The following is a 22,223-nucleotide window of genomic DNA, read 5'->3' on the forward strand; positions in this document are numbered from 1 at the left end:
TCGCGATCGCTGAATGAACATCACGTTTCGCCCGGGAAGTTACCTAAGCAAAACTATGTCCCTATTGTGACGTGGATCGCACTACTTCGCATTGAAAAACAAAATAATTTTCATGCTCCATCCCAGGTACCCTCGGGGCCATGAAAGCTGGTTCCCTCGCCCTCGCTGCGGCTCTGTCTTTGGCCGCGATCGTCCTCGTGTTCGTAGACCTTCCCCGCTGGATCGCGTTGTTACTGGTGGTGGCTGCAGGCGTGTTTCTGTTCATCGGGCTGCGCGACAAGTACCGCGCGTACAGTGCCCGGGAGAGCGCGCCGATCGAGCTTGACGACGAACAGAGTGAGACCGTCTCCCGCCTGAAGGCAGAGGGGCGCGAGGATTCGGCGGTCCGTCAGGTGCAGCTGTGGTTCCGAAACACGGACCATGAGACTGCGGCGGCTGTTGTGCGCGACGTCAGCTAGCAGGCGGTAGGGTTGGTGCCATGACTGAACGCACTCTGATTCTGATTAAGCCTGACGGTGTCGCAAACGGCCACGTGGGAGAGATCATCTCCCGCATTGAGCGCAAGGGCCTGAAGCTCGTCGAGATGGATCTGCGCACCGCAGACCGCGAGACTGCTGAGAAGCACTACGAGGAGCACAAGGACAAGCCGTTCTTCGGTGAGCTCGTGGACTTCATCACCTCCGCGCCGCTGGTCGCGGGCATCGTCGAGGGTGAGTCCGCGATCGCCGCATGGCGTCAGCTCGCCGGTGGCACCCACCCGGTGGAGAAGGCGACCCCGGGCACGATCCGCGGCGACTTCGCTCTGACGGTCGGCGAGAATGTCGTCCACGGCTCCGATTCTCCGGAGTCCGCTGAGCGCGAGATCGCGATCTGGTTCCCGAACCTCTAAGTCATCTAAGCTTCGAGCCCGTGCCGTTATGGTGCGGGCTTTTCGCTTACCCACGCCAAGTGAACTCCCTGTGAATTCGTGCGGAACATTCGTTGGCGCCGACGAGTTCCGCTTGCGCTGCGAAACGGCGGATTCGAAGGTGTTATGCATGGCTAATAAGAATCTTCCTCGTCGTCGCTTCCTCGCGGGTTCCGCCGCCGCTGCCGCTGGTGCGGTTGTGGCCGGTAATGCCACTGCGAATGCTCAGCTATCGTCGTCGCGGTCGCTGTCGTCGGCACGCTTGCCGCAGGCCCCGAAGCCGAAGCCGTACGCGGCGTTCATGCACGGTGTCGCGTCCGGTGATCCGACGCCGGATTCCGTGATCATCTGGACCCGTGTGACGGTGTCGAAAGAGGCCGTGCCGGGGTCGGGGATCGGCGAGGATGCGACGGTGGAATGGGAGATCGCCACGGACCGCGAGTTCTCCAAGATCGTGCGCAAGGGCACGCATCGCGCCACCGCCGCGAGCGACCACACGGTGAAGGTCGACCCCCGCGGTCTGAAGCCCGCCACCGATTATTTCTACCGTTTCCACTGGAATGATCAGGTCTCCCCGGTGGGCTCGACCCACACGGCGCCGGCCTACACGGCGGATATCGACGAGTACAAGCTCGTCGTCGCGTCGTGCGCCAATTACGAGTGCGGTTATTTCACCGCCTACCGCGACATGGCGGAGCGTGCCGCCGCGGGCGAGATCGATGTCGTCGTCTTCTTGGGTGACTACATCTACGAGTACCCGACCGGCGAGTATGCAGGTAAGAGTGGTGTGTCGCGTCCGCACCACCCGGCGCACGAGATCGTGTCGTTGGAGGATTACCGCGTTCGCTACGGCCGTTACCGCACCGACGAGCATCTGCAGGCCGCGCACGCTGCCGCGCCGTGGGTCGTGGTGTGGGATGACCACGAGTCCGCCAATGACTCCTGGAAGGGCGGCGCCGAGAACCACACCGAGGGTGCGGAGGGCGAGTGGAAGAAGCGCGAGTCTTTCGCTCACCAGGCGTACTACGAGTGGCTGCCGGTGCGTGCGGTGCGTCCGTCGGAAGGCGGGCACATTTACCGCAGCTACCAGTTCGGCAATCTGATCAAGCTCACGATGATGGACCTGCGCTCGTACCGCGACGAGCAGGTGAAGATGATCAGCGGCGACAAGGACGATCCGTCGCGAAGCATGCTCGGCTCCGAGCAGTTCGACTGGGTCAAAGGTGAGGTGGAAACCGCGACGACTGCTTGGAATGTGCTCGGCAATTCGGTGATGGTATCGCCGATGGAGATCGGCCACCTGCCGCCGACAAGCTCTGAGAACCGCACTGCGAACGACGTTCTCGACGAGTTCACGCGCTCTGCGGGCATCGCCGTCAACACCGACCAGTGGGACGGCTACCGCGCTGAGCGAGCACGGCTTTTCGACGTCCTCACCAACACCTCTCCCCACACCCTTTTCCTCACCGGCGACATCCACTCCGAGTGGGCTCACTCGGTGCAGCACAAGGGCAAGGAGATCGGCTGCGAGATGGTGTGTTCGTCGATCACGGCCCCGAACGTGGATGAAATCGTGACCACGTACACGAAGACCTACACGCCCGAGGACAACCACATCACCCACCTCGTTGAAGGCGTGATGTACTCGGCGAACCCATGGGTCAACCACGTGGACTTCGATTCCCACGGTTACGGAATTGCCCGCATCTCCAAGGACAAGGTGGTCATGGACTTCTACCGTGTCTCGGACGTGGAGGACCCGGGCGCGTCTGCCCGCCTCGCAGTGACTCGTACGTGGGTCGCAGGCCAGGGCTTCCAGGAGAAGCGCTAGGCGCACACGCCACCTCCCTCGCGAAGGCGGGCGTCCCTGTCGGTTCGCTCGGAATAGAAACCTGCGTGCCCTGACGCAGCCAAGCTGTGCCACAATGGTCTCCGGAGCAATCGATTGCTCAATAAGCTTGACATTTATTCCGCGCGATCGGCGGTGCACGGCACTGTGCGGCGGCGGTGGAATCATTCCACCAGCGCCCGGTGCTGGGAGTCGTACCGCGCGCGGCAATTCAATAGGAGATTTCCGTGGCTGACAGCGACGAGACAACTACCCCGCGCAAGCGCCGGGCACGTTCGACAGCGAAGAAAACAACGAAGAAGACGACGAAGAAAACAGCCAAGAAGGCTGTGAAGAAAGCCGCGAAGAAAACGGCAAAAAAGACGGCGGCGAAAAAGCCCGAGAAATTCGACCGCTCGCAGATCGGCGAGAAGACTCGCGTGTTCGTCCTGGCGAAGATGCTGGGGATGACATCTAAGGACCTCGTGGTCAAGCTCAACGAGCTGGGTTTGGTGAAGGTCGCGCAGTCCTCGCTGAGCAAGGCAGAGACCGAGCAGGTGCTCGACGCGCTCGAGGCTGCCCCTGAAACTCAGGAAGCTCAGACGGAGGAGACCGCCGCTACGAGCGCGGAAACAGAAGACGTCGATCCGGCGGCGGAGGAGAAGATCCGCCACCGCGTCCGTAAGGACGTCGAGAACGAGATCAGCCAGATCGAGGATAAGGTCGAGGCAGATCTGCTCACCGACATCGAGCCTGAGATCACGCCGGCGCCCGAGGAAGCGACCGGGATGTACGCGCCAGTGTTCAAGGCTCCGCCCCGGGGTTCGCGGAGGAGGGCGAAGAGGACGGGGGATGCGTCGATAAGCGATGCCCCGGAACCGCAAGAAACCGCAACGGACGAACACATCGAGGAGCCGAAGGCGATCAAGGGGTCGTCGCGGCTTGAGGCGCAGCGACGCCGCCGCAGTGAACGCCGCGAGGAGGAGCGCAAACGCTCGCGTGTTGTCTCGCAGGCGGAATTCCTTGCGCGCCGCGAGTCCGTCGAGCGCACGATGGTCGTGCGTGAACGTAAGCGTCACGACGGTCCCGGCACCCTCACTCAGGTCGGCGTCCTCGAAGACGGCCTGCTTGTCGAGCACTTCGTTGATTCGGATGAAAACGCGTCGATGATCGGCAATATCTATCTCGGCCGCGTGCAAAATGTGCTGCCGAGTATGGAGGCCGCGTTCATCGATATCGGGCAGGGCCGCAATGGTGTGCTCTATGCCGGCGAGGTGGACTGGAAAGCCGCTGGTCTCGGCGGGCGTTCGCGTCGCATTGAGCAGGCGCTGAAGTCCGGCGACCAAGTGCTCGTCCAGGTGACGAAGGACCCGGTGGGGCACAAGGGCGCACGCCTGACGACGCAGATTTCCTTGGCGGGCCGCTTCCTTGTCTACGTCCCGGGCGGACGCAGCGCCGGCATTTCGCGCAAGTTGCCCGCTCCGGAGCGCAAGCGCTTGAAGGACATTCTCGTCCGCGTCGTGCCCGGCAAGGGCGGAACGATCATCCGCACAGCCGCCGAGGGCGCGCCGGAAGAAGCCATCGCTGCCGACGTCAACCGCCTGCATTCCCAGTGGGAGGCCATCCAGGAAGAGGCGGACAAAGAAAAGAAGTCGAAGGGCGCCAAGCCCGTCACGCTGTACGAGGAGCCGCGCCTTTTGGTCAAGGTCGTGCGCGATTTGTTCAACGAGGACTTCGACCAGCTCGTCATCGACGGCAAAAAACCGTGGAATGTCGTGCACAGCTACGTCCAGTCCGTCGCGCCTGATTTGCTCGACCGCTTGGAGAAATTCGACCGCCACGCCAACGACGGCCGCGATGCGTTCGATGTGTACCGCGTCGATGAGCAGATTCAAAAGGCACTGTCGCGCACGGTGTGGTTGCCGTCGGGCGGCACGCTCGTGATCGACCGCACGGAGGCCATGACGGTCATCGACGTGAACACCGGCAAGTTCACGGGTTCCGGAGGTTCACTCGAAGAGACGGTGACCAGCAATAACCTCGAGGCAGCAGAGGAGATCGTCCGCCAGCTGCGTCTGCGCGACATCGGCGGGATGATCATCATCGACTTCATCGACATGATCCTGCCGGAGAATCAGGACCTCGTTTTGCGCCGCCTCAAGGAAGCGCTCGGACGCGACCGCACGCGCCACCAGGTCTCTGAAGTCACGTCGCTCGGTCTCGTCCAGCTCACGCGAAAGCGCCTGGGCACAGGCCTCGTTGAGACGTTCTCCACCAAGTGCGAGCATTGCGATGGCCGGGGCATTCTGCTTACCGACGACCCCGTCGATCCCGATTCCCCTCGTACCCATGCCCCGGGCAAACACCCGGCAGCGAAGGCGATGGAGAAGCGCAACAAGAAGAATAAGAGCGCAGAAGAGCTTATCGACGCCGTCGTCGCCGACCCCGAACCCGTTTCTGACGACGAGCACGAAGAGCGCGATGACCAGCCCAAGCGCCGCTCTTCCCGTCGCCGTGGTCGCCGCGGTTCCGGCCGTGGCCGTGGCCGCCAACAAGAGCAGGATCAGAATCAGGAGCAGAATCAAAAAGAGCGACAGTCGGAGACTACCGAGCAGGCGACAACCTACGACGAGGCTGTCGCCGAGTTCGAGCGTTCCCCGCGCCGCAAGCGAAAGACTCGCGGAAATTCTGTGTCGGACTACCGTCCTGATCCGAAGGATTACGACGACATGTCCACCGAAGACGCGATTGATGAGGCAGCCGACGCCCTAGCATTCGCCGAATCAGCCAATTCCGCAGACTCCACTTCTGACCGGGAAGATTCTGGCCGGGACGAAGCGCACCACGAGACGCAGCGTCCGACGAAGACCAGCGGTTCCCGCCGTCGCCGCCGGGCGACGCGCCGTACCTCCGGCCAGCAGGACCAGAAGAAGCAGCCGAGTCGGGCAAAGCAGGAAGAACCGAAGCGGGAGGCGTCGATAAGCAAAAGCTCCCGCGGGCGTCGACGTGCGACGCGCAAGTCGCGGTAGCTGAATGCGAAAAGGCCCCGCTCCCTTCTGGGAACGGGGCCTGATTGCTGTTTAGGCGAAGTCGGTGGTGGTGTCGTCGAGGCCGGCAGCGTCGCCGCTGTCCTCGTAGCTCTCCTGGTAAGCGTCCTCGGTGTAGCCGAGCTCGTCCGTGGTCGGCATGTCCATTGCGGTGTTATCGGTGACGATCTCTTCCTCGGCGTCGTAGTAGCCGTCGCCGTCAGTGTCGGAGATGTGGATGTCGCCGATGCCGTCGCCGTCGGTGTCGATGATCGCGGAGTCCGTCACGCCGTCACCGTCGCTGTCGAGGTGCTCCTCGTCTGCGCGGCCGTCGCCGTCGGTGTCCAGGACGATCAGGTCGCCGATGCCGTCGCCGTCCGTGTCGTACTGCATCTCTTCGACGACACCGTCGCCGTCGGCGTCGGTAGCGATCAGGTCTGCGTAGCCGTCGCCGTCGAGGTCGACCGCGATGCCGTCAGCTGGAGACGATGCGGCCGCTGCCTGGCCGTCTGGCTGCGGAGCCGGTGCTTCCTCAGGAGCCGGTGCCTCCTCCGGTGCCGGTGCCTCGGGAGCCGGTGCCGGTGCTTCTTCCTGTGCCGGTGCCTCGGGAGCCGGTGCCTCCGGTGCCGGTGCAGTGCCCTCCGGTGCGGCGCCGCCCTCGAGGAACTCGCGCTGCGTCTGGTTCATGCCGCCCGGGGTGCCGCTGGCGGAGTCGACGACGCCGTCGCCGTCGGTGTCGTACTCGAAGTAGTCAGCAACACCGTCGCCGTCGGTGTCGACGGAGAGGGAATCCGGGGTGCCGTCGTAGTTGGTGTCGCGGATGGTCACATCTACCTGGCCGTCGCCGTCGGTGTCGATCTCAGCCTTGTCGCTCATGCCGTCGTAGTTGGTGTCGCGGACGGAGGTGTCCATCAGGCCATCGTTGTTGGTGTCCTCGCTGACGATGTCCATCTTGCCGTCTTTGTTGGTGTCCTCGGCCAGGATGTTCGCGACGCCGTCGCCGTCGGTGTCCTGCTCGACCTTCTCAGCGCGGCCGTCGCCATCACGGTCGGTGACGCGGGTCTCAGCCTTGCCGTCGCCGTCCATGTCGACCTGGAGGGAATCGAGCTTGCCGTCGTAGTTGGTGTCCTGGCCGCCCAGGATCGTGCCGGAGACGGTGTTGCCTTCCGGGTCAACGATGGAGAATTCGCCGTTGTTCTGGTTGGTGTTCGGGGTGTTGTTCTGGTCGGACATGATGTGAACCTTTCTGTGAGTCGGTATTCGGTGCGGTCGTGTTGTGGTGCCCGGGTGCCACCGGACTGTGTTGACCTGACGTTCTGTCCAGTCACCCGTGTAATGCGCAGCCTATGTCGAAGGTTCCCGTTTGGCTGAGAAAATTTTGAAACTTTTCGGCAAGTGGTAGAAAACAGCAGGTTAAGGTGCGATTGTTTAGTTGGCTATCGGGACAACTCCGAGCGCAAAAACACGTAAGCTCGGGTGCTCAAGGAATAAACACACGTCTTCAACGATTGAAAAGGAGACCGGATGCAGCCCTCGCAGACCCCGCAGCAGCCGCAGCGGCGTACCCCGCAGGAATCGCTGGGACGGGCGCTGAGCATTCTGCGCCGTTACGGGGAGACCACTGCGGCGGAGACGGCGGAATCGCTCATGCATGCGTCGTTCCGCAGCGGAACGGTCGTGGTTGTGGGGGAGATCAAGCGCGGAAAGTCGTCGTTGGTCAATGCGTTGATCGGGCAAAGGGAACTGTTGCCGGTGGACGTGCTGACGTCGACAAGCGCGCCTATCCGTGTCTCCCTGACGGGCGCGGGAGAAGGGCCCACGGCGCCCGATGTCCAGCTTGTGCGCGGGCAGGGACGGCAGCCGATCACTGTGGAGGAGCTGCCGCGGTACGTCACCATCGACGGGCTTGTCGGGGCGGAAGCGGGCAGCGACGAGAACGACTTAGCCACCGCTGCGGCTGTGACGCTGGAGTTTCCGCCGCTGGCGGGAGTGATGGTCGTCGATACGCCTGGCGTGGGCGGCCTCGATGAGCACGCGGTGCAGGCCGCGTTCAGCGAAGCGCACCGCGCCGGGCTGCTGCTCATGGTGTGCGATGCGTCCACCCCGATCACGAAACCGGAAATGGACATTCTCGCCGAAGCGCGGCAAGAAGTCGGCGCCGTGGTCGTGGCGGTGACGAAGACAGACAAGAATATCCGCCGCTGGCGCGCGATTGTCGAAGACGACAGGCGCCTCATTCGCGAGCACCTCGGAGCGGACGTGCCCGTGATCGGCGTGTCCAGCCTGCGAGCGATGGACGCGGTGGACATGGCGGCCACCGACCCGCAGCGCGCCGCAGGGATCGCACAACGCAGCGGCATCGTCGAGCTGCGCGGCCAGATCACCACCCTGTTGGCGAATCCGCAGGCGCTGGGCCTGCGCAGCGCGATGGAATCGGTGACGACGAAACTGGTGGAGCTCGTCGCACGCACGGACCGCGAGATCGAGGTCAATGCCGAGCCGACGGAAGGCGTGGCCAAGCTCGAGCAGGAACAGAAAGAGCTCGAAGAACTCAAAGAGCACGCCTCGGAGTGGGAGCAGCTGCTCAGCCGCGATATCCAGCTGATGCGCAACCGCATCACCGATGAGCTCGACGGGGACATCGAGCAGCTGCGCAATAAGTGGACGAAGCGAATCAACAGCGAAGGAATGCGCGTGCTGCGGTCGAAGCCGCAGGTGTTCACCAGCCAGATCGAAACAGAACTGACTGACCTTATCGGCACCACGCTGGACAAGCAGCTCGCCGGGCTGAAGCAGCGCGCCCAACAACTGTTCCCGGACCACCCGGAGATCGTCCACTCGGTGGCGGGCGCGGCGGTGGAGTCCATCACGGTGGACGAGGTCAAGGGCCGCGACGTAGAGAAGAAGACGAAGGATCTGATTGACCCGTCGATGGTCACCATGGGTGTGATCGGCTCGGGCATGCTCCTCGCGGTGATCCCGGTTGCGCCACTGGCCGGTGCTGTCTGGGTGGGCATCAACATGGGTTTCCGAGCCCTTCGCAACGGCAAGAATCACCTGATCCAGTGGCTGCGCGAAACAGTGCAGACGACGCGCATGTCTATTGTGCGCATGGTGGACACGATGATTGCGGCGGCGCGCACCGAGATGGTGCTGCGCTACCGCTCGCATTTGCGCCAGGAGCAAAAGGAGGTCCAAGGCCACATCAAGGAAGCGCGCGACGCGGCCCGGGCGACCGAGTCGAGCCGCCAGGAGACGATCACGCGGTTGACGAAGAACAAGAAGATTCTCCAGGCCACGATCGACGAGCTGCGGAACCATCTCCGCCAGATCTAGGAAGGATTGCGACGATGAATGCTCCACATCCGGTGCACGAGCAGAACACCGAAGCCTTGGATGTCCTTTTGCGGCAGAGCGTCGACGCTTTGGCGCGAGGCGGCCCGCAGTTGGAGACGCCGGCTTCGGAGCTGCGGGAAATGGTGACGCGTCCGCCGCGCGTGGCGGTGATCGGCCGTTTGAAGTCGGGAAAGTCGACGCTGGTGAATGCATTGACGGAATCGCGGATCGCGGCGACCGGTTCGCTTGAGTGCACGATGGCGGTGAGCGTGTACGACGAGGGAGCGCCGGCGCGCGCGGAGGTCGTCGGGCTTGACGGGAAGGTGACGTCGATTTCGCTCGCGGGCGAGGCGTTGACGGATTTGCAGCGGCCGCTCGATGAGGTGGATTTCGTGCGTCAATTCATCCCGATCGCGCGGTTGTCGACATTGGGCATCATCGACACGCCGGGCACCGCGACGCTCACAGTCGAAAACGAGGCGCGCACGCGCCGCACGCTTCTCGACGGCACCCGCGACACCAAGCGCGCCAGCTCTTGGGCCGACTGTGTCGTGTTCCTTTCTGATTCCGCACCGCGTGAAGACGAAAGAGGGTTTCTTTCCGAGCTCGGCATGACCCCGTTGACGACTGTGGGCGTCCTGTCGCGCGCAGACTCTTTCGGTCCGGGGGCCTTTGGGCACCACGACCCGCTGGAAATGGCGCAGCACTATGCGGGGCGGATCGCAGCGCAGCTCGGCGGGCACGTTGGAACGATGGTTCCGCTCTCAGGCCTGCTGGCGGAGTCGGCGCTGACGGGACGCATCACCGAATCCGTGGCCCGAGACCTGGCGGATTTGGCTCATTTGGACCGTGAGGACCTGATCGATTTCGTCGAGGCAGACGACCCAGGGATCGTGGTGCACGGATTCACTTCCGAAAACCGCGACTACTTGCTCGACGTGGTGGGGGAGTACGGGCTGGTGTATGGCCGGGGTGTCGCGGCGCAGCAAGGGGCAGCAGGACTATTGGAATGGATGCGCGCGACCTCGGGCATCGACTATTTGACGAGCATCATCACGCAGACGATGCCGTATTTCGCCATGCTGCAGCGCGCTGTCCGCGTCGTCGACGTCCTCGATTCTTTGGCGAATGCCCCGGAAACCCGCGACCACGTTCTGTGGGTCCAGTCGATTCTTGAGTCCCAGCCGGCCATGCGTGACGTGATGCTCTACCGCAGCTTCAAAAACACCGTCAGCGACTCGCCTGATTCCGTGCTCATCCCGCGTCTGCTCGCCGCGATTCAGGGCATCACCCCAGCACAGAAGGTGGGGCTCGAAGACACCGCCTTGCCGGAAGAAGTCACTGCTGCTCTCCGGAGGGAGCTCGGTGATCTCCGCGAATTGGCGATGACACCGCTGTCGGCTGCGGAGGATGATGCCCGTGAGCGTCTCATCGTCGCGTATCAAGCCGCGTGGAATAAGATTGCAAGCTAATCGTGCCTTTAAGTCGCCGGGCACGATACACTGGCTCCGGTAAATAACAAGGAGGACGAAACTGTGGCCCCACCGTGGCACCTAGCTGTTGATTTTGGAACGTCGAACTCTGCAGCAGCGCACACCAGTCCCGCGGGTGGTTCCGTGGAGGCATTGGCGTTGAGCCACCGGTCAAACCTCATGCCTTCGGCCGTTTTTGTCGACGAGTCCGGTGAAGTCATCAGCGGCGACTCGGCTCTGCTCGCTGGTCGCCGCGACCCATCCCGCTTGGTGTTGTCCCCGAAGCGCTTCATCGATCACGACACCGTCCAGCTCGAGGGCGACGATGTGTCGGCGCAGAAGATTTTCGGTGCGATCATTCAGTCGGTGCTGGAGCGCGCGAAATCCCAGCACGCGGGAACCGACCCCGCCACGGTCACCTTCACCCACCCGGAGCGGTGGTCCCATAATGCTCTGGGCAATCTCGTTGACGCTGCCAGTGGCACCGGCTTGGACATTCGTCGTCTGCGCACCATTTCTGAGCCGCGTGCCGCGGCGATTCATTATGCGGCGCAGCAGCGAATTCCCGTCGGCAAGCATGTCGTCGTCTTCGACTTCGGCGGCGGAACCCTCGACATCGCAGTGCTGCGTGCCGAGCGCAACGGTGACTACCGCGTCGTGGCCGCGAAGGGTGATAACTCGCTGGGCGGCCGCACCATTGACAATCTCGTCTACCGCTGGGTGATCGAGCAGATCGACCACGACGATCCGGATCTCGCCGATTCCTTGCGAAACGCCCCTGCATCTGTGATGAATTCGCTGCAGGAAAATATCCGCGAGGCGAAGGAGATGCTGTCCGACACGTCGTCGGCGACCATCACTATTTCGTCCCCGTCGGGCGAGAAGGACATCCTGATCACCCGCGACGAATTCAATAGCGTCATCTCGCAGCCCATCGAGCGCGCGACTGACATGACCCGCGCCGTGCTGCGCGAGGCCGGCGTCGAAGATCCGGCGACTCCGATCTACCTCACCGGTGGTTCCTCGCGTATCCCGTACGTGCAGGATGAGCTGGGCAAGGTCGGCCGCGTCATGCGTCTCGACGATCCGAAGACCGTCGTCTGCCGCGGCGCCCTCGTCGCGACGCTGCGCCGTTTCACTCAGTCCGCCGTCGCAGGTGGGCCGAAGCAGAGCGGCGACAACCCATTCGGCCCGGGACCCCGTCCTGCCCCTGGTGCTGCTCCTGGTCATGCGCCTCGGCCCGGATCTGGCCCTCGTCCTGCCCCCACCCCGACCCCTGCTCCGCGTCCCGCGCCTCGTCCGGGTGGGCAGCCCATGCCTCCCCGCCCGAATTTCGGACCGCCGGGACCGCAAGGTCAGCGCCCTGGTTTCGCGCCACCACAACGACCACAAGGACCCCAGCAGCGCCCGCAGCAGATGGCTGCCATGTCTCAGCGACCTGCGCCGAGTGCCCCGAAAAAACAGAAGAGCAACACTCCACTCCTGGCCGGTGTCGGCGTCGGAGCAGTAGTGCTGCTCATCGTCATTATTATTATCGCGACGAGATAAAGGGCCGGGGCTTAAATACCCTGCGCCACGAGGGCATCCTTTAACTTGCGGCGGGCGCGGTTGAGGCGACTCTTCACCGTCGCAACGGGAATTCCCTGCTGCGCGGCGAGTTCGTCGTAGGTCAAGCCGCCGTATTCGCGCAGGACGAGGACCTCCTTGAAATCGGGATCGAGTGTCTCGAGTGCTTCACGCACAACCATGGTGGTGGTGATGCGCTGCTGGATCGGGGCAGAGGCATCGGGGGTATCAGCACCGGCATCGTCGTCGGGAATGTCGCGGCGCTTGCGCAAAAGCTCGAGCGCCGCATTCGACGTGATGCGGTACATCCAGGTGGAAAACCGCGCCTGCGGCTGGAACCGGTCGATGTTCTTCCACGCAGAGATCATGGCGTTCTGCATGGCGTCCTCGGCATCGTGGCTGTTGCCCGTCACGGACATGGCGACGGCCCACATACGGCGCTTCGCGTCGTAGATGAGTTCGGCGAAAGCCTTCTCGTCGCTCGCTTGGGCGCGAGCCACTAGTTCCTGTTCGCGTTCGCGGTCCACGTCATCCCTCCTTAGAAATCTGCCAACGGATCGTCGGGGAAAGCATCAGACGAATCATCTGGCAAAGGCTCGTCAGGCATCGACTCAGGTACCGACTCATCAATCGGATCGTCAGCGAGGGGATCTGAATCGAGGAATTCAGAGTCAGTTTCTTCGTCGGGGAGTGGGTCGGACGGGTCCACAGCTCCGTCGTCAAGCGAAGTGCCCTCGTCGAACTCGTCGAGCGAGACCTCCTCGGAACCTGGAATGAGCGAATCGCCAGGATCCGGCGTGGATGGGTCGACGGCGACATCGAGCATGCGCGCAAGAGCCTCGTCGCTGGGGGCGGAATCGGCGAAAAGCTCGCCGAACGGCGGAAGAACCGTTGGTTCATTGAACTCGTTCATGATGGGACCTCCTTTCGCCGAGTGAAACCATGTGTCTTCCGTCAGTGTAATGAGGCCGGCGCGAAAAATGTTCCCGAATTGATCGAGTCAAAGCAGTTTGGTCTTTCGCGAGGGTGCGGTGTAGTCTTTGACAGTCGCTGTTTTGGGGCGCGCCTTCGCGGATACACGCATGCGAGCGAGGTAGCGACGTACATCCCACGTAAACCCCGAAACGCTTAAATTTATCCGATGGTTTTCGGTGCCGTAGCATGCCGGCGCCGTTGCGAGTTGAAGAAAGGGGTAACCCGCTATGTACGCGATCGTCAAGACCGGCGGCAAGCAGTACAAGGTTGCCGAAGGCGACCTCGTTCGGGTCGAGAAGATCGAGGGTGAAGCTGGCGATTCTGTGGCGCTCACCCCGGTTCTCCTCGTCGACGGCGCAAACGTCACCTCCAAGTCCGAGGACCTCGCCAAGGTCAACGTCTCCGCTGAGATCGTTGAGCACGGCAAGGGCAAGAAGATCAACATCCTCAAGTACAAGAACAAGACCGGTTACAAGGTGCGTCAGGGCCACCGTCAGCCCAACACGACGCTGAAGATCACCGGCATCAAGTAATCCGAGACGCCACTTAGGAGGCAACCACAATGGCAACCAAGAAGGGTGCATCGAGCTCCTCGAACGGCCGCGACTCCGAGTCCAAGCGCCTCGGCGTGAAGCGCTTCGGCGGCCAGCAGGTCAAGGCAGGCGAGATCCTCGTCCGTCAGCGCGGCACGAAGTTCCACCCGGGCGACAATGTCGGCCGCGGTGGCGACGACACGCTGTTCGCTCTGGCTGCAGGTTCCGTGCAGTTCGGCATCAAGAAGAAGCGCCGCATCGTCAACATCATTCCGGCTGACGCAGAGGGCGTTTCCTCTGAGGTGCTGGAGGCCGCGAACGACGCTGGCCTGGTCGACGACGCTGTCGTCGAGGAGAAGTCCGCTACCGCGTAACTTCCCGCATTATCTTTGATCGCGCCGTGGATCCTTTCGGGGGTCGCACGGCGCTTTCGCTTATCGACGGCCGTACACTCGCTTCCACGTGGAAAACCCCATCTGAAAGGCAGGCATCCCCCCGATGGCTCAGTTTGTCGACCGCGCAGTTTTGCACCTCCAGGCCGGCGACGGCGGCCATGGATGCGTGTCGGTGCACCGCGAAAAATTCAAGCCGCTAGGCGGCCCCGACGGCGGTAATGGTGGCCACGGCGGCGACATCATCTTGGAGGTGTCCACGCAGGTGCACACCCTGCTGGATTTCCAATACCGCCCGCACGTGAAGGCAAAGCGCGGCGGCAATGGCGAAGGCGACCACCGCAACGGCGCGCGCGGGGAAAACCTGGTGCTTGAGGTGCCCGTCGGAACAGTCGTGCGTGATGCCGACGGAAATATGCTCGCCGATCTCGTTGTTCCGGGCACCCAGTTTTTAGCGGCGGAGGGCGGCTACGGCGGCCTCGGCAACGCGGCGTTGGCCACTGCGAAGCGCAAAGCCCCTGGTTTCGCGTTGAAGGGCGAGCCGGGCCAGGCGCACGATTTGATTCTCGAGCTGAAGTCCATGGCCGATGTCGGTCTGGTGGGATTCCCGTCGGCGGGCAAATCCTCACTGATTTCTGTGTTGTCGGCCGCGAAGCCGAAGATCGCTGACTACCCGTTCACGACATTGCAGCCGAATTTGGGCGTGGTGGATGTCGGCCATGACACCTTCACCATCGCCGACGTTCCCGGCCTGATTCCAGGCGCAAGTCAGGGCAAGGGGCTGGGCTTGGACTTCCTGCGCCATATCGAGCGCACTGCTGTGCTCGCTCACGTGGTGGACACCGCCACGCTTGAGCCGGGCCGCGATCCACAGTCCGATATTGAGGCGCTGGAAGCTGAGCTCGACTCCTATGCCGACCTGATTGAGGCCGAAGACGGCGATTCGGGCCTTGGCGACCTGCGCCAGCGCCCGCGCATCATCGTCTTGAATAAGGTCGACGTCCCGGAAGCGAAAGAGCTCGCGGAATTCCTGCGCGAGGATCTCGCCGAAGCATTCGGCTGGCCGATCTACATGATCTCCACCGCCACCCGCGAAGGTCTCGATGAGCTCAAATGGGCGCTGTGGGAGATCGTTCAGGCCGCCCGTAAGTCACAGCCGAAAGTCGCCCGTAAAGCCGCCGACAAGAAAGTCGCGCAGATTATCCGCCCGCGTGCGGTCGACCAGACCGACGATATCCAGGTCATCCCGGACCCGCTGTACCCGGGCGGCTGGCTCGTCACCGGCGAGAAGGCGGAGCGTTGGATCCGCCAGACCGACTTCGAGAACGACGAGGCGGTCGGCTACCTTTCGGATCGCTTGAATAAGGCCGGCGTTGAAGAAGAATTGCGGAAAATCGGCGCGAACGAGGGAGACACCGTTACCATCGGGGAGATCTCCTTTGATTGGGAGCCGTCGATCGGCGGCGATCCCACGAAGGCGGGCCGCGGCCAAGACGCGCGCCTCGGCGGCACGGACCGCATGTCCGCAGCCGAGCGCAAGCGCGCATCGCAGGCCCGTCGAGGACTTATCGACGAATACGATTACGGCGACGACCTGCTCGATCGGCAGGAAGCCGACCGAGAGAGGTGGCAAGGTTAATGACGATGCCGGGTGTAGTACCGGAGACTCTGCGCGAACAGATTGCGGGGGCGAAAAAGATCGTCGTGAAGCTGGGCACGAGTTCGCTCGTGGACTCCAATTCCGTGGTCTCCCAAGAAAAGATCGACCGCATCGTGGATGCGATCGAAGCGCGCACAGATCGCGGCGGCGATGTCATCGTCGTCTCCTCCGGTGCTGTCGCCGCCGGCATGACTCCTCTGGGACTATCCACCCGCCCGAAAGATCTCGCCTTGAAGCAGGCGGCTGCCTCGGTGGGGCAGATCCACTTGGCGCAGACATGGGGGCGTTCCTTCGAGCGCTATAACCGCACCATCGGCCAGGTGCTGCTCACGCAGTCCGATGCCGGTGTGCGCGAGCGTGCGAGGAATGCGCAGCGCACCATCGACAAGCTGCGTCAGTTGGGTGCGGTTCCGATCGTCAATGAGAACGACACCGTTGCCACCTCAGAGATGCGTTTCGGTGACAACGACCGCCTCTCGGCCATCGTCGCGACGATCACCGCCGCCGACGCCTTGATCCTGCTGTCTGATGTCGACGGCCTCTACGACCGCAATCCGAAGGAACCGGGAGCCACGTTCGTCCCGGAGGTCCGCTCTGGCAAAGACCTCGAAGGAATCGTCGCCGGCGATGGCGGTGTTTTCGGCACCGGCGGCATGGCCTCGAAGGTTTCCGCTGCGCGCCTGGCTACCCGTGGCGGCGTGCCGGTCCTTCTGACGTCTGCGGAGAATATCGAGGACGCGCTTGGCGACGCCTCTGTCGGCACCGTCTTCCACACTCGCCCGGAATCGCAGCTTTCCGCCTGGAAATTCTGGGTGCTCTACGCCGCCGACGCCGAAGGCGTGCTGCGTCTCGACGCCGGTGCCGTCGAAGCCGTCACCCGCGGCGGCACCTCCTTGCTCGCAGTCGGCATCACCGGTGTCGACGGCGATTTTCATTCCGGCGACATCGTCGAGATTCTGGGGCCCAACGGCCAAGCCATCGGCCGCGGTGTCGTCGGCTACGACGCCACTGAACTCACCGGCATGCTGGGCAAGCACACCGACGAGCTTCCGCCGCACCAGCGCCGCTCCGTCATTCACGCGGACTACCTTTCTAATTACGCTTCGCGTCTGTAGCCCAACCACTACAGTGGGCGACCATGACTGATGCGAGAGTATTGGAACGCGAAGAAGTCCTGACCAAAGCCCGCGCCGCGAAGAAGGTGGCGCCAGTGCTGGCTACGCTCCCAACACCGGACAAGGACGCGGTGCTGCACGCCGCGGCGGACGAGCTCGTCGCACGCACAGAAGAGATCCTCGCCGCGAATAACAAGGACATCGAGGACGGAAAAGCTAATGGTCTGAGCGAATCGCTCATCGACCGTCTCGCACTCGACGCCGCACGCATCGAGGGGATCGCGGGCGGTCTGCGCCAGGTGGCGTCGCTGCAGGATCCGGTGGGAGAGGTGCTGCGCGGCGGACTGATGCCGAATGGCATTCAGATGAAGCAGGTGCGTGTTCCGCTGGGCGTGATGGGCATGGTCTACGAGGCGCGCCCGAATGTCACGGTCGATGCGTTCGGCTTGGCGATCAAGTCGGGCAACGTCGCGCTGCTGCGCGGGTCGAAATCGGCAAAGCACTCGAATGCGGCGCTCGTAGAGGTTTTGCAGGACGTCGCGGACAACCATGACTTGCCGCGCGAGATCGTGCAATTGTTACCGTGCGAGACGCACGATTCAGTACAGGACCTCATCACCGCGCGCGGGCTTGTCGACGTGGTCATCCCGCGCGGTTCCGCCCGCCTCATCGATGCGGTGGTCACGGGCGCTACGGTGCCGGCGATCGAGACCGGTACCGGCAACTGCCACTTCTACATCGACAAAGATGCGGACCTCGACGAAGCAATCGCGATGCTCATCAACGGTAAGACGCGCCGCTGCTCTGTGTGCAACGCGACAGAAACAGCGCTTATCGACGCAGCGCTTGCCCCCGAAGACCAACTCCGCATCATTACTGCTCTGCAGGAGGCGGGGGTGACGGTGCATGGTGACGTCGATAAGCTCTCTGCTCTCGGTGCGGAAAATGTGGTCGCCGCGACGGAGACGGACTGGTCCGATGAATACCTCTCGATGGACATCGCCGCTCAGATCGTCGACGGAGTAGATGGCGCTATCGCGCACATTGCGCAGTATTCGTCGGGGCACACCGAGGCGATCGCGTCGCACAATGCGTACACCTGCCAGAAATTCGCGGCCGAAGTCGATGCCGCCGCGGTGATGATCAACGCTTCCACTGCCTTCACCGACGGTGAGCAATACGGAATGGGAGCCGAGATCGGCATTTCCACCCAGAAACTCCACGCCCGCGGGCCCATGGCTTTGCCCGAGCTGACTAGCACGAAGTGGATCTTGGAAGGAACAGGACAGACACGAGATTAGTTTCGGTTTAGAATACTCTCCGTGTCACATATCTTCCTGCGCCGTCGCGCGCTCGCCCTAGTCCTCGTCATCGCTGTCACTGCCACCATCGTCCCCGCCGCCCCGAAGCGCGCTGAAGCGCGTACCTGCCCGGCTGTCGCGGTCATCGCCGCGCGCGGTTCCGGCCAGCCCAATAGCGGCCGCACCAGCTACGCCCAGAGCCCCTGGGTGTCCAACGGGTGGGAGGGCGAGCACATCCGCGCCTTCCTGCGCACCTCCGAAAACCGCTACCGCGCCACTCACGGTGGCAAATCGCTCATGAATAATGTCGAGGTGCTGGGCCTCGGCCCCGAGTATTACCCGGCATTCGCGCCCGAGTACACGGGTACCGTTCCTGCACTGCCGCGCACGCTAGCGCAGGCACTCAACCTCGTGGGCATCTACGCAATGCCCATGCTGAACATGGGCGTCCAGGCGGCCCGTAACTTCATCAACTCTGTCGGGACGGGCCGCGCAGGCGTGATCCGTCAGATCGACAACTACCAGCGCACCACCGGCTGCCGTCCGCAGTACATCGTCGTCGGTTTCTCTCAGGGCGCGATGATCCTGCAGGACGCCGAGCGTGAGATCGCACGCCGCGGCCAGCTCGCTGGCGCCGTCTACCTGGGCAACCCGATGACCGCAGCGGGTGACCCCGCCACCATCGGTGTCGCCGGCGGTGGTGCTGGCGGTCTCGTCGGCTGGTCCCCGCTGAACTCCAAGACCACCGCCGCGACACGCAACCGCGCCAACTACTGCCTGCCGCTGGATGGTGTGTGCGATGCGTCGATCGCCACGCTCCGTGCGTCGGAGCGAAACGGCGGCAGCCACGGCCGCTATTTCGTGTTCAAATCGCGGTGGGATAATGTCGTCGCCGATCGTTTTGGCAATTGGGTAGATGGGGTACGATATTAATAAGGGCTAATTAAAGATGCCCGAGTGAAACTGTAAAGTAAATCAGGCAAGACCAGTTCACGGGCCCTTATTGAAGGAAAGAAGTTCGGCATGCGTTTCGCGCCAAAGGTTGTGGCAGCAACAGTCGCGCTGGCAAGTACAGTGCTGGCTGTGCCCGTGGCGCACGCCCAAATTGAGGTAGTGGATACCCCCGTCGAGCCGCCCGTTGAAAAAGCTCCGCCCGCTGTGATGATCAACGGCGAACTGCACGTGCTCGTTGATGGTCAGTACCGCAAAGCCGACCCCGATTCCTCGCGCGAACCCGACCGTGGTCTGGCGTATCCGAAGGATAAGGAGCAACCGGAGGATAAGCAGCAGCCGAACGTCGCCAAGTGGCTCGTTCCGCTGTTGGTGACAGGCGGTGTCATCGCCGGTCTGGCGGGCCTGATCCGGAAGCTCTACCCGTCTGGTCGCCTGATCCTTTACTACCTGCCGGGCAAATCTTTCTCGCTATGACAGGACCGAGCGCAGCGGAGGCATTTCCCACCGAGGGAAAGCCGGAAGAAGCTGGCGCGGCGCCACGCCGCATCGGCATCATGGGCGGAACTTTCGACCCGATCCACAACGGCCACCTCGTCGCGGCGAGTGAAGTCGCCGATATCTTCGACCTGGAAGAGGTCGTGTTCGTCCCCACCGGCGAGCCGTGGCAAAAAGCCGACCGGAAAGTCTCGGACGCGGAAGATCGCTACTTGATGACGGTGATCGCCACCGCTTCTAACCCCCGCTTCCACGTCTCCCGGGTGGATATCGACCGCGGTGGACCCACCTACACGGTGGACACTTTGAAAGACATAGCGGCGCTCTACCCGAACGACGAACTGTTCTTCATCACCGGCGCCGACGCTTTGGCATCGATCATGTCGTGGCGCGACTGGGAGAAGATGTTCGACCTCGCTGAATTCATCGGTGTGACCCGTCCGGGCTACGAACTCACGGAAGACATGCTCCCGGAGGTTCACCGCGGACAAACCCACCTGATCAAGATTCCGGCGATGGCGATCTCCTCGACAGACTGCCGCGAGCGTGCCTCGCAGGGGAGGCCTGTGTGGTACTTGGTGCCGGACGGGGTGGTGCAGTACATCGCCAAGAACGAGATGTATGCCAACTGGCCAGACTGACACCGACGTGGGACAATGCGTAGGTTGAAAGAGAACTGACTCAAGAAGGATTGCTCGTTTGACTGCATCTGACACCGCCCGCGAATTGGCCGTCGCCGCCGCGAAAGCCGCCGACGAGAAACTTGGACGCGATATCGCTGTCATCGACGTCACGGACGTCATGGCGATCACGGATATCTTCGTCGTCATTTCCGCTGATAGTGAGCGCCAGGTCGCAGCGATCGTCGACGAAGTCGAGGATGCGCTGACGAAGGCGGGGGCGGAGCCGAAACGCCGCGAGGGCAACCGTGAGTTCCGTTGGGTCCTGCTGGATTACGGCATGCTCGTCGTGCACGTGCAGCGCGATGCGGAGCGTGAGTTCTACGGCTTGGACCGCCTGTACGCCGATTGCCCGCTCATCGAGGTCGAGGGGATCGAGCCGCCGGCACGGCCGGGCCAGTTCGCGGACGGTGCGGGCGTGCGCGAGCTCGAGGACATCGAGGATCTGCCTCTCGCCGGCGAGGGCCCGAGCAACGACGACGATATGTAGGCGCTCATGAGCCGACGTTTGATCATGATGCGGCACGGCCAGACCACGTATAACGCTGGTCGCCGCATGCAGGGACAGCTGGACACGCAGCTTTCCGACGCCGGGTTGGCGCAAGCCCACGCCGCTGCCGAATGGGTCAAGGGCATGGGAATCGTGAAGATCGTTTCGTCGGACCTGTCCCGCGCGAGCACCACCGCCGAAATCGTCGGTGAGAAACTCGGCCTGGACGTCGAGCTGGATCCACGCCTGCGTGAAACACACCTTGGCGACTGGCAGGGAATGACGCACGAGGAAGTCGACGGCGCATACGTGGGCGCCCGCGCAGCGTGGAGGCACGACCCGGCGTGGACGCCTCCGGGAGGCGAATCGAGGCTGGACGTGGCGGAAAGGGCGAGGCCGGTCGTCGATAAGCTCCTGCAATGGGACGGCTGGGATGATGCTGCCGTGCTGCTCGTCGCGCACGGCGGAACGATCTCTGCGTTGACGTCGAATCTGCTCAATCTCGAGCACGCCCAGTATCCGCTGCTCAAAAGCCTGGATAACACGAATACATCGCAACTTTATGCGCGCCCGCGGATGGGCGGCGACGGCTCCTGGAACGACGTGCAGTGGTACCTCGAGGCGTGGAATCAGGGGGCCTGCTGATGGCGGTGCGCGTTGTCGTCGACTCTTCGGCGGGGATTCCGGCAGAGCTCGCGGACGAGCTCGACATCACTGTCCTCGACCTGCATGTGATGGAAAACGAAGAGGCCTCCACTTCCGGGCTCACCGCCCTCGAGCTCGCGGCGGCGTACGCCCGCCAATTGGAGCGCGGCGGCGACGACGGAATCGTGGCATTGCACTTGTCGAAGCGTCTGTCGTCGACGTGGTCCGCGGGGGTCAGCGCATCCGCGGTCTTCGACGATGCCGTGCGCGTCGTGGACACCGATTCTGCGGGCATGGCCGTCGGCGCGGCAGCGATCGTCGCGGCCTCCTTCGCGCGTGCCGGCGCCGACCTCGACGGGTGCGCGGCCGCCGCGGAAGGTGCCCTCGCCTTGTCCGAAACCTGGCTTTACCTGCGTCAACTCGACGATATGCGCAAATCTGGGCGCCTGTCCGCGACCACCGCGATGCTGTCCGCCGCGCTTTTGGCCACGAAGCCGATCCTGCGCGTCAATGACGGCAAACTCGAACTCGCGATCAAGACCCGCACCCAATCGAAGGCTTTCGCGAAGCTCGTCGCCCACGTCGTCAACCGCGCCGACGGCTCACCCGTCTTCGCCGCCGTGCAATACAGCGCCGACGACGACAGCGCGGTCACGCTCGCGGAAATGCTGGAAGAAGCGCTTGTCGACGGCTCGTCCGTCCACCTTTTCCCCCTCACCGACGCCGTGGCCGCCCACACCGGTGAAGGAGCGATCGGGCTGTCCGTCTTCTATCCCTAAGGCGAATTCCACAATTCGGTGACGCGTCAACGCGGTTATCCACAGGAAAAATCCCGGACGCTTCCTGAG

Annotated in this window: 21 protein-coding genes; 18 read left to right on the forward strand and 3 right to left on the reverse strand. The window is 63.0% G+C overall.

The genetic code is table 11. The annotated features are described in order from the left end of the window. Positions 1-140 precede the first annotated feature (140 nt). From J5Y21_RS02420 to J5Y21_RS02435, 4 genes are all read left to right on the forward strand, one after another. Complete coding sequence (locus J5Y21_RS02420) at positions 141-458, forward strand: hypothetical protein (RefSeq protein ID WP_210572450.1); 318 nt, start codon at positions 141-143, stop codon at positions 456-458. Positions 459-478: 20 nt separating this feature from the next. Further along, positions 479-889 (forward strand): nucleoside-diphosphate kinase, encoded by a 411-nt coding sequence (ndk, locus tag J5Y21_RS02425; protein WP_210572452.1) that lies wholly within the window; start codon positions 479-481, stop codon positions 887-889. 148 nt (positions 890-1,037) lie between these two features. Beyond that, positions 1,038-2,738 carry an alkaline phosphatase D family protein gene (locus tag J5Y21_RS02430; RefSeq protein ID WP_210572454.1) on the forward strand — a complete coding sequence of 567 codons (1,701 nt, stop codon included), beginning with the start codon at positions 1,038-1,040 and terminating at the stop codon, positions 2,736-2,738. A gap of 347 nt (positions 2,739-3,085) precedes the next feature. Continuing rightward, on the forward strand, positions 3,086-5,764 hold the full coding sequence (locus J5Y21_RS02435; RefSeq protein WP_349236917.1) for a translation initiation factor IF-2 N-terminal domain-containing protein: 2,679 nt from the start codon (positions 3,086-3,088) through the stop codon (positions 5,762-5,764). A gap of 51 nt (positions 5,765-5,815) precedes the next feature. Here the strand turns inward: J5Y21_RS02435 and J5Y21_RS02440 are convergent, their stop codons facing one another. Continuing rightward, positions 5,816-6,994: a thrombospondin type 3 repeat-containing protein gene (locus J5Y21_RS02440; protein WP_210572459.1), complete on the reverse strand. Its 1,179-nt coding sequence runs from the start codon at positions 6,992-6,994 to the stop codon at positions 5,816-5,818. A gap of 291 nt (positions 6,995-7,285) precedes the next feature. Between J5Y21_RS02440 and J5Y21_RS02445 the strand changes: the two genes are divergently transcribed. The 3 genes from J5Y21_RS02445 to J5Y21_RS02455 all read left to right on the forward strand — a co-directional run bounded on the left by J5Y21_RS02445 (position 7,286) and on the right by J5Y21_RS02455 (position 12,117). Further along, a complete protein-coding gene (locus J5Y21_RS02445) occupies positions 7,286-9,097 on the forward strand; it encodes a dynamin family protein (RefSeq protein ID WP_210572460.1) in 1,812 nt (603 codons plus the stop codon). Between the two features lie 14 nt (positions 9,098-9,111). Beyond that, positions 9,112-10,569: a dynamin family protein gene (locus tag J5Y21_RS02450; protein ID WP_210572461.1), complete on the forward strand. Its 1,458-nt coding sequence runs from the start codon at positions 9,112-9,114 to the stop codon at positions 10,567-10,569. Between the two features lie 180 nt (positions 10,570-10,749). Continuing rightward, positions 10,750-12,117: an Hsp70 family protein gene (locus tag J5Y21_RS02455; protein WP_246874872.1), complete on the forward strand. Its 1,368-nt coding sequence runs from the start codon at positions 10,750-10,752 to the stop codon at positions 12,115-12,117. Between the two features lie 11 nt (positions 12,118-12,128). On the opposite strand, the gene J5Y21_RS02460 is transcribed toward J5Y21_RS02455, so the two are convergent. After that, on the reverse strand, positions 12,129-12,662 hold the full coding sequence (locus J5Y21_RS02460) for a sigma-70 family RNA polymerase sigma factor (RefSeq protein ID WP_210572466.1): 534 nt from the start codon (positions 12,660-12,662) through the stop codon (positions 12,129-12,131). 11 nt (positions 12,663-12,673) lie between these two features. Continuing rightward, positions 12,674-13,048, reverse strand: coding sequence for a hypothetical protein (locus J5Y21_RS02465; RefSeq protein ID WP_210572467.1), 375 nt, complete (start codon positions 13,046-13,048; stop codon positions 12,674-12,676). Positions 13,049-13,337: 289 nt separating this feature from the next. Here J5Y21_RS02465 and rplU point away from each other — a divergent pair, with 289 nt between their 5' ends. The 11 genes from rplU to J5Y21_RS02520 all read left to right on the forward strand — a co-directional run bounded on the left by rplU (position 13,338) and on the right by J5Y21_RS02520 (position 22,154). Then, positions 13,338-13,643, forward strand: a complete 306-nt coding sequence (rplU, locus tag J5Y21_RS02470; RefSeq protein ID WP_210572468.1) for a 50S ribosomal protein L21 — start codon at positions 13,338-13,340, stop codon at positions 13,641-13,643. Between the two features lie 29 nt (positions 13,644-13,672). Further along, positions 13,673-14,017, forward strand: a complete 345-nt coding sequence (rpmA, locus tag J5Y21_RS02475; RefSeq protein ID WP_210572469.1) for a 50S ribosomal protein L27 — start codon at positions 13,673-13,675, stop codon at positions 14,015-14,017. Positions 14,018-14,141: 124 nt separating this feature from the next. Next, the gene (obgE, locus tag J5Y21_RS02480) at positions 14,142-15,674 is read left to right on the forward strand and encodes a GTPase ObgE (protein ID WP_210572470.1); all 1,533 of its coding nucleotides are present in this window, start codon (positions 14,142-14,144) and stop codon (positions 15,672-15,674) included. A 5-nt stretch (positions 15,675-15,679) separates the two neighbouring features. Further along, positions 15,680-16,810, forward strand: coding sequence for a glutamate 5-kinase (gene proB / locus J5Y21_RS02485; RefSeq protein ID WP_246874873.1), 1,131 nt, complete (start codon positions 15,680-15,682; stop codon positions 16,808-16,810). A gap of 23 nt (positions 16,811-16,833) precedes the next feature. Continuing rightward, on the forward strand, positions 16,834-18,111 hold the full coding sequence (locus J5Y21_RS02490) for a glutamate-5-semialdehyde dehydrogenase (protein ID WP_210572477.1): 1,278 nt from the start codon (positions 16,834-16,836) through the stop codon (positions 18,109-18,111). A gap of 21 nt (positions 18,112-18,132) precedes the next feature. Then, positions 18,133-19,044 (forward strand): hypothetical protein, encoded by a 912-nt coding sequence (locus tag J5Y21_RS02495; RefSeq protein ID WP_349236913.1) that lies wholly within the window; start codon positions 18,133-18,135, stop codon positions 19,042-19,044. 90 nt (positions 19,045-19,134) lie between these two features. Beyond that, positions 19,135-19,539, forward strand: coding sequence for a hypothetical protein (locus tag J5Y21_RS02500; protein WP_210572479.1), 405 nt, complete (start codon positions 19,135-19,137; stop codon positions 19,537-19,539). Then, positions 19,536-20,201: a nicotinate-nucleotide adenylyltransferase gene (gene nadD / locus J5Y21_RS02505; protein ID WP_282597851.1), complete on the forward strand. Its 666-nt coding sequence runs from the start codon at positions 19,536-19,538 to the stop codon at positions 20,199-20,201. Before J5Y21_RS02500 ends, nadD begins: the two co-directional genes overlap by 4 nt. 58 nt (positions 20,202-20,259) lie before the next feature. Then, positions 20,260-20,730, forward strand: a complete 471-nt coding sequence (gene rsfS / locus J5Y21_RS02510) for a ribosome silencing factor (RefSeq protein ID WP_210572480.1) — start codon at positions 20,260-20,262, stop codon at positions 20,728-20,730. A gap of 6 nt (positions 20,731-20,736) precedes the next feature. Then, positions 20,737-21,375 (forward strand): histidine phosphatase family protein, encoded by a 639-nt coding sequence (locus J5Y21_RS02515; RefSeq protein ID WP_210572481.1) that lies wholly within the window; start codon positions 20,737-20,739, stop codon positions 21,373-21,375. Next, the gene (locus J5Y21_RS02520) at positions 21,375-22,154 is read left to right on the forward strand and encodes a DegV family protein (protein ID WP_210572482.1); all 780 of its coding nucleotides are present in this window, start codon (positions 21,375-21,377) and stop codon (positions 22,152-22,154) included. The genes J5Y21_RS02515 and J5Y21_RS02520 overlap by 1 nt, the downstream gene beginning before the upstream one ends. Positions 22,155-22,223: the final 69 nt, after the last annotated feature.

The sequence above is a fragment of the Corynebacterium sp. Marseille-P3884 genome (assembly GCF_017942225.1).
Taxonomy (GTDB): domain Bacteria; phylum Actinomycetota; class Actinomycetes; order Mycobacteriales; family Mycobacteriaceae; genus Corynebacterium.

What these genes read in the sequence shown, in the direction of transcription:
- J5Y21_RS02445 (WP_210572460.1), top strand. Translation starts at nt 7,286, where the DNA reads ATGCAGCCCTCGCAGACCCCGCAGCAGCCGCAGCGGCGTACCCCGCAG.
- J5Y21_RS02440 (WP_210572459.1), bottom strand. Translation starts at nt 6,994, where the DNA reads ATGTCCGACCAGAACAACACCCCGAACACCAACCAGAACAACGGCGAA.
- J5Y21_RS02465 (WP_210572467.1), bottom strand. Translation starts at nt 13,048, where the DNA reads ATGAACGAGTTCAATGAACCAACGGTTCTTCCGCCGTTCGGCGAGCTT.
- proB (WP_246874873.1), top strand. Translation starts at nt 15,680, where the DNA reads ATGCCGGGTGTAGTACCGGAGACTCTGCGCGAACAGATTGCGGGGGCG.
- rplU (WP_210572468.1), top strand. Translation starts at nt 13,338, where the DNA reads ATGTACGCGATCGTCAAGACCGGCGGCAAGCAGTACAAGGTTGCCGAA.
- J5Y21_RS02490 (WP_210572477.1), top strand. Translation starts at nt 16,834, where the DNA reads ATGACTGATGCGAGAGTATTGGAACGCGAAGAAGTCCTGACCAAAGCC.
- nadD (WP_282597851.1), top strand. Translation starts at nt 19,536, where the DNA reads ATGACAGGACCGAGCGCAGCGGAGGCATTTCCCACCGAGGGAAAGCCG.
- J5Y21_RS02430 (WP_210572454.1), top strand. Translation starts at nt 1,038, where the DNA reads ATGGCTAATAAGAATCTTCCTCGTCGTCGCTTCCTCGCGGGTTCCGCC.
- ndk (WP_210572452.1), top strand. Translation starts at nt 479, where the DNA reads ATGACTGAACGCACTCTGATTCTGATTAAGCCTGACGGTGTCGCAAAC.
- J5Y21_RS02420 (WP_210572450.1), top strand. Translation starts at nt 141, where the DNA reads ATGAAAGCTGGTTCCCTCGCCCTCGCTGCGGCTCTGTCTTTGGCCGCG.
- J5Y21_RS02455 (WP_246874872.1), top strand. Translation starts at nt 10,750, where the DNA reads ATGCCTTCGGCCGTTTTTGTCGACGAGTCCGGTGAAGTCATCAGCGGC.
- J5Y21_RS02515 (WP_210572481.1), top strand. Translation starts at nt 20,737, where the DNA reads ATGAGCCGACGTTTGATCATGATGCGGCACGGCCAGACCACGTATAAC.
- J5Y21_RS02520 (WP_210572482.1), top strand. Translation starts at nt 21,375, where the DNA reads ATGGCGGTGCGCGTTGTCGTCGACTCTTCGGCGGGGATTCCGGCAGAG.
- J5Y21_RS02500 (WP_210572479.1), top strand. Translation starts at nt 19,135, where the DNA reads ATGCGTTTCGCGCCAAAGGTTGTGGCAGCAACAGTCGCGCTGGCAAGT.
- J5Y21_RS02450 (WP_210572461.1), top strand. Translation starts at nt 9,112, where the DNA reads ATGAATGCTCCACATCCGGTGCACGAGCAGAACACCGAAGCCTTGGAT.
- obgE (WP_210572470.1), top strand. Translation starts at nt 14,142, where the DNA reads ATGGCTCAGTTTGTCGACCGCGCAGTTTTGCACCTCCAGGCCGGCGAC.
- rpmA (WP_210572469.1), top strand. Translation starts at nt 13,673, where the DNA reads ATGGCAACCAAGAAGGGTGCATCGAGCTCCTCGAACGGCCGCGACTCC.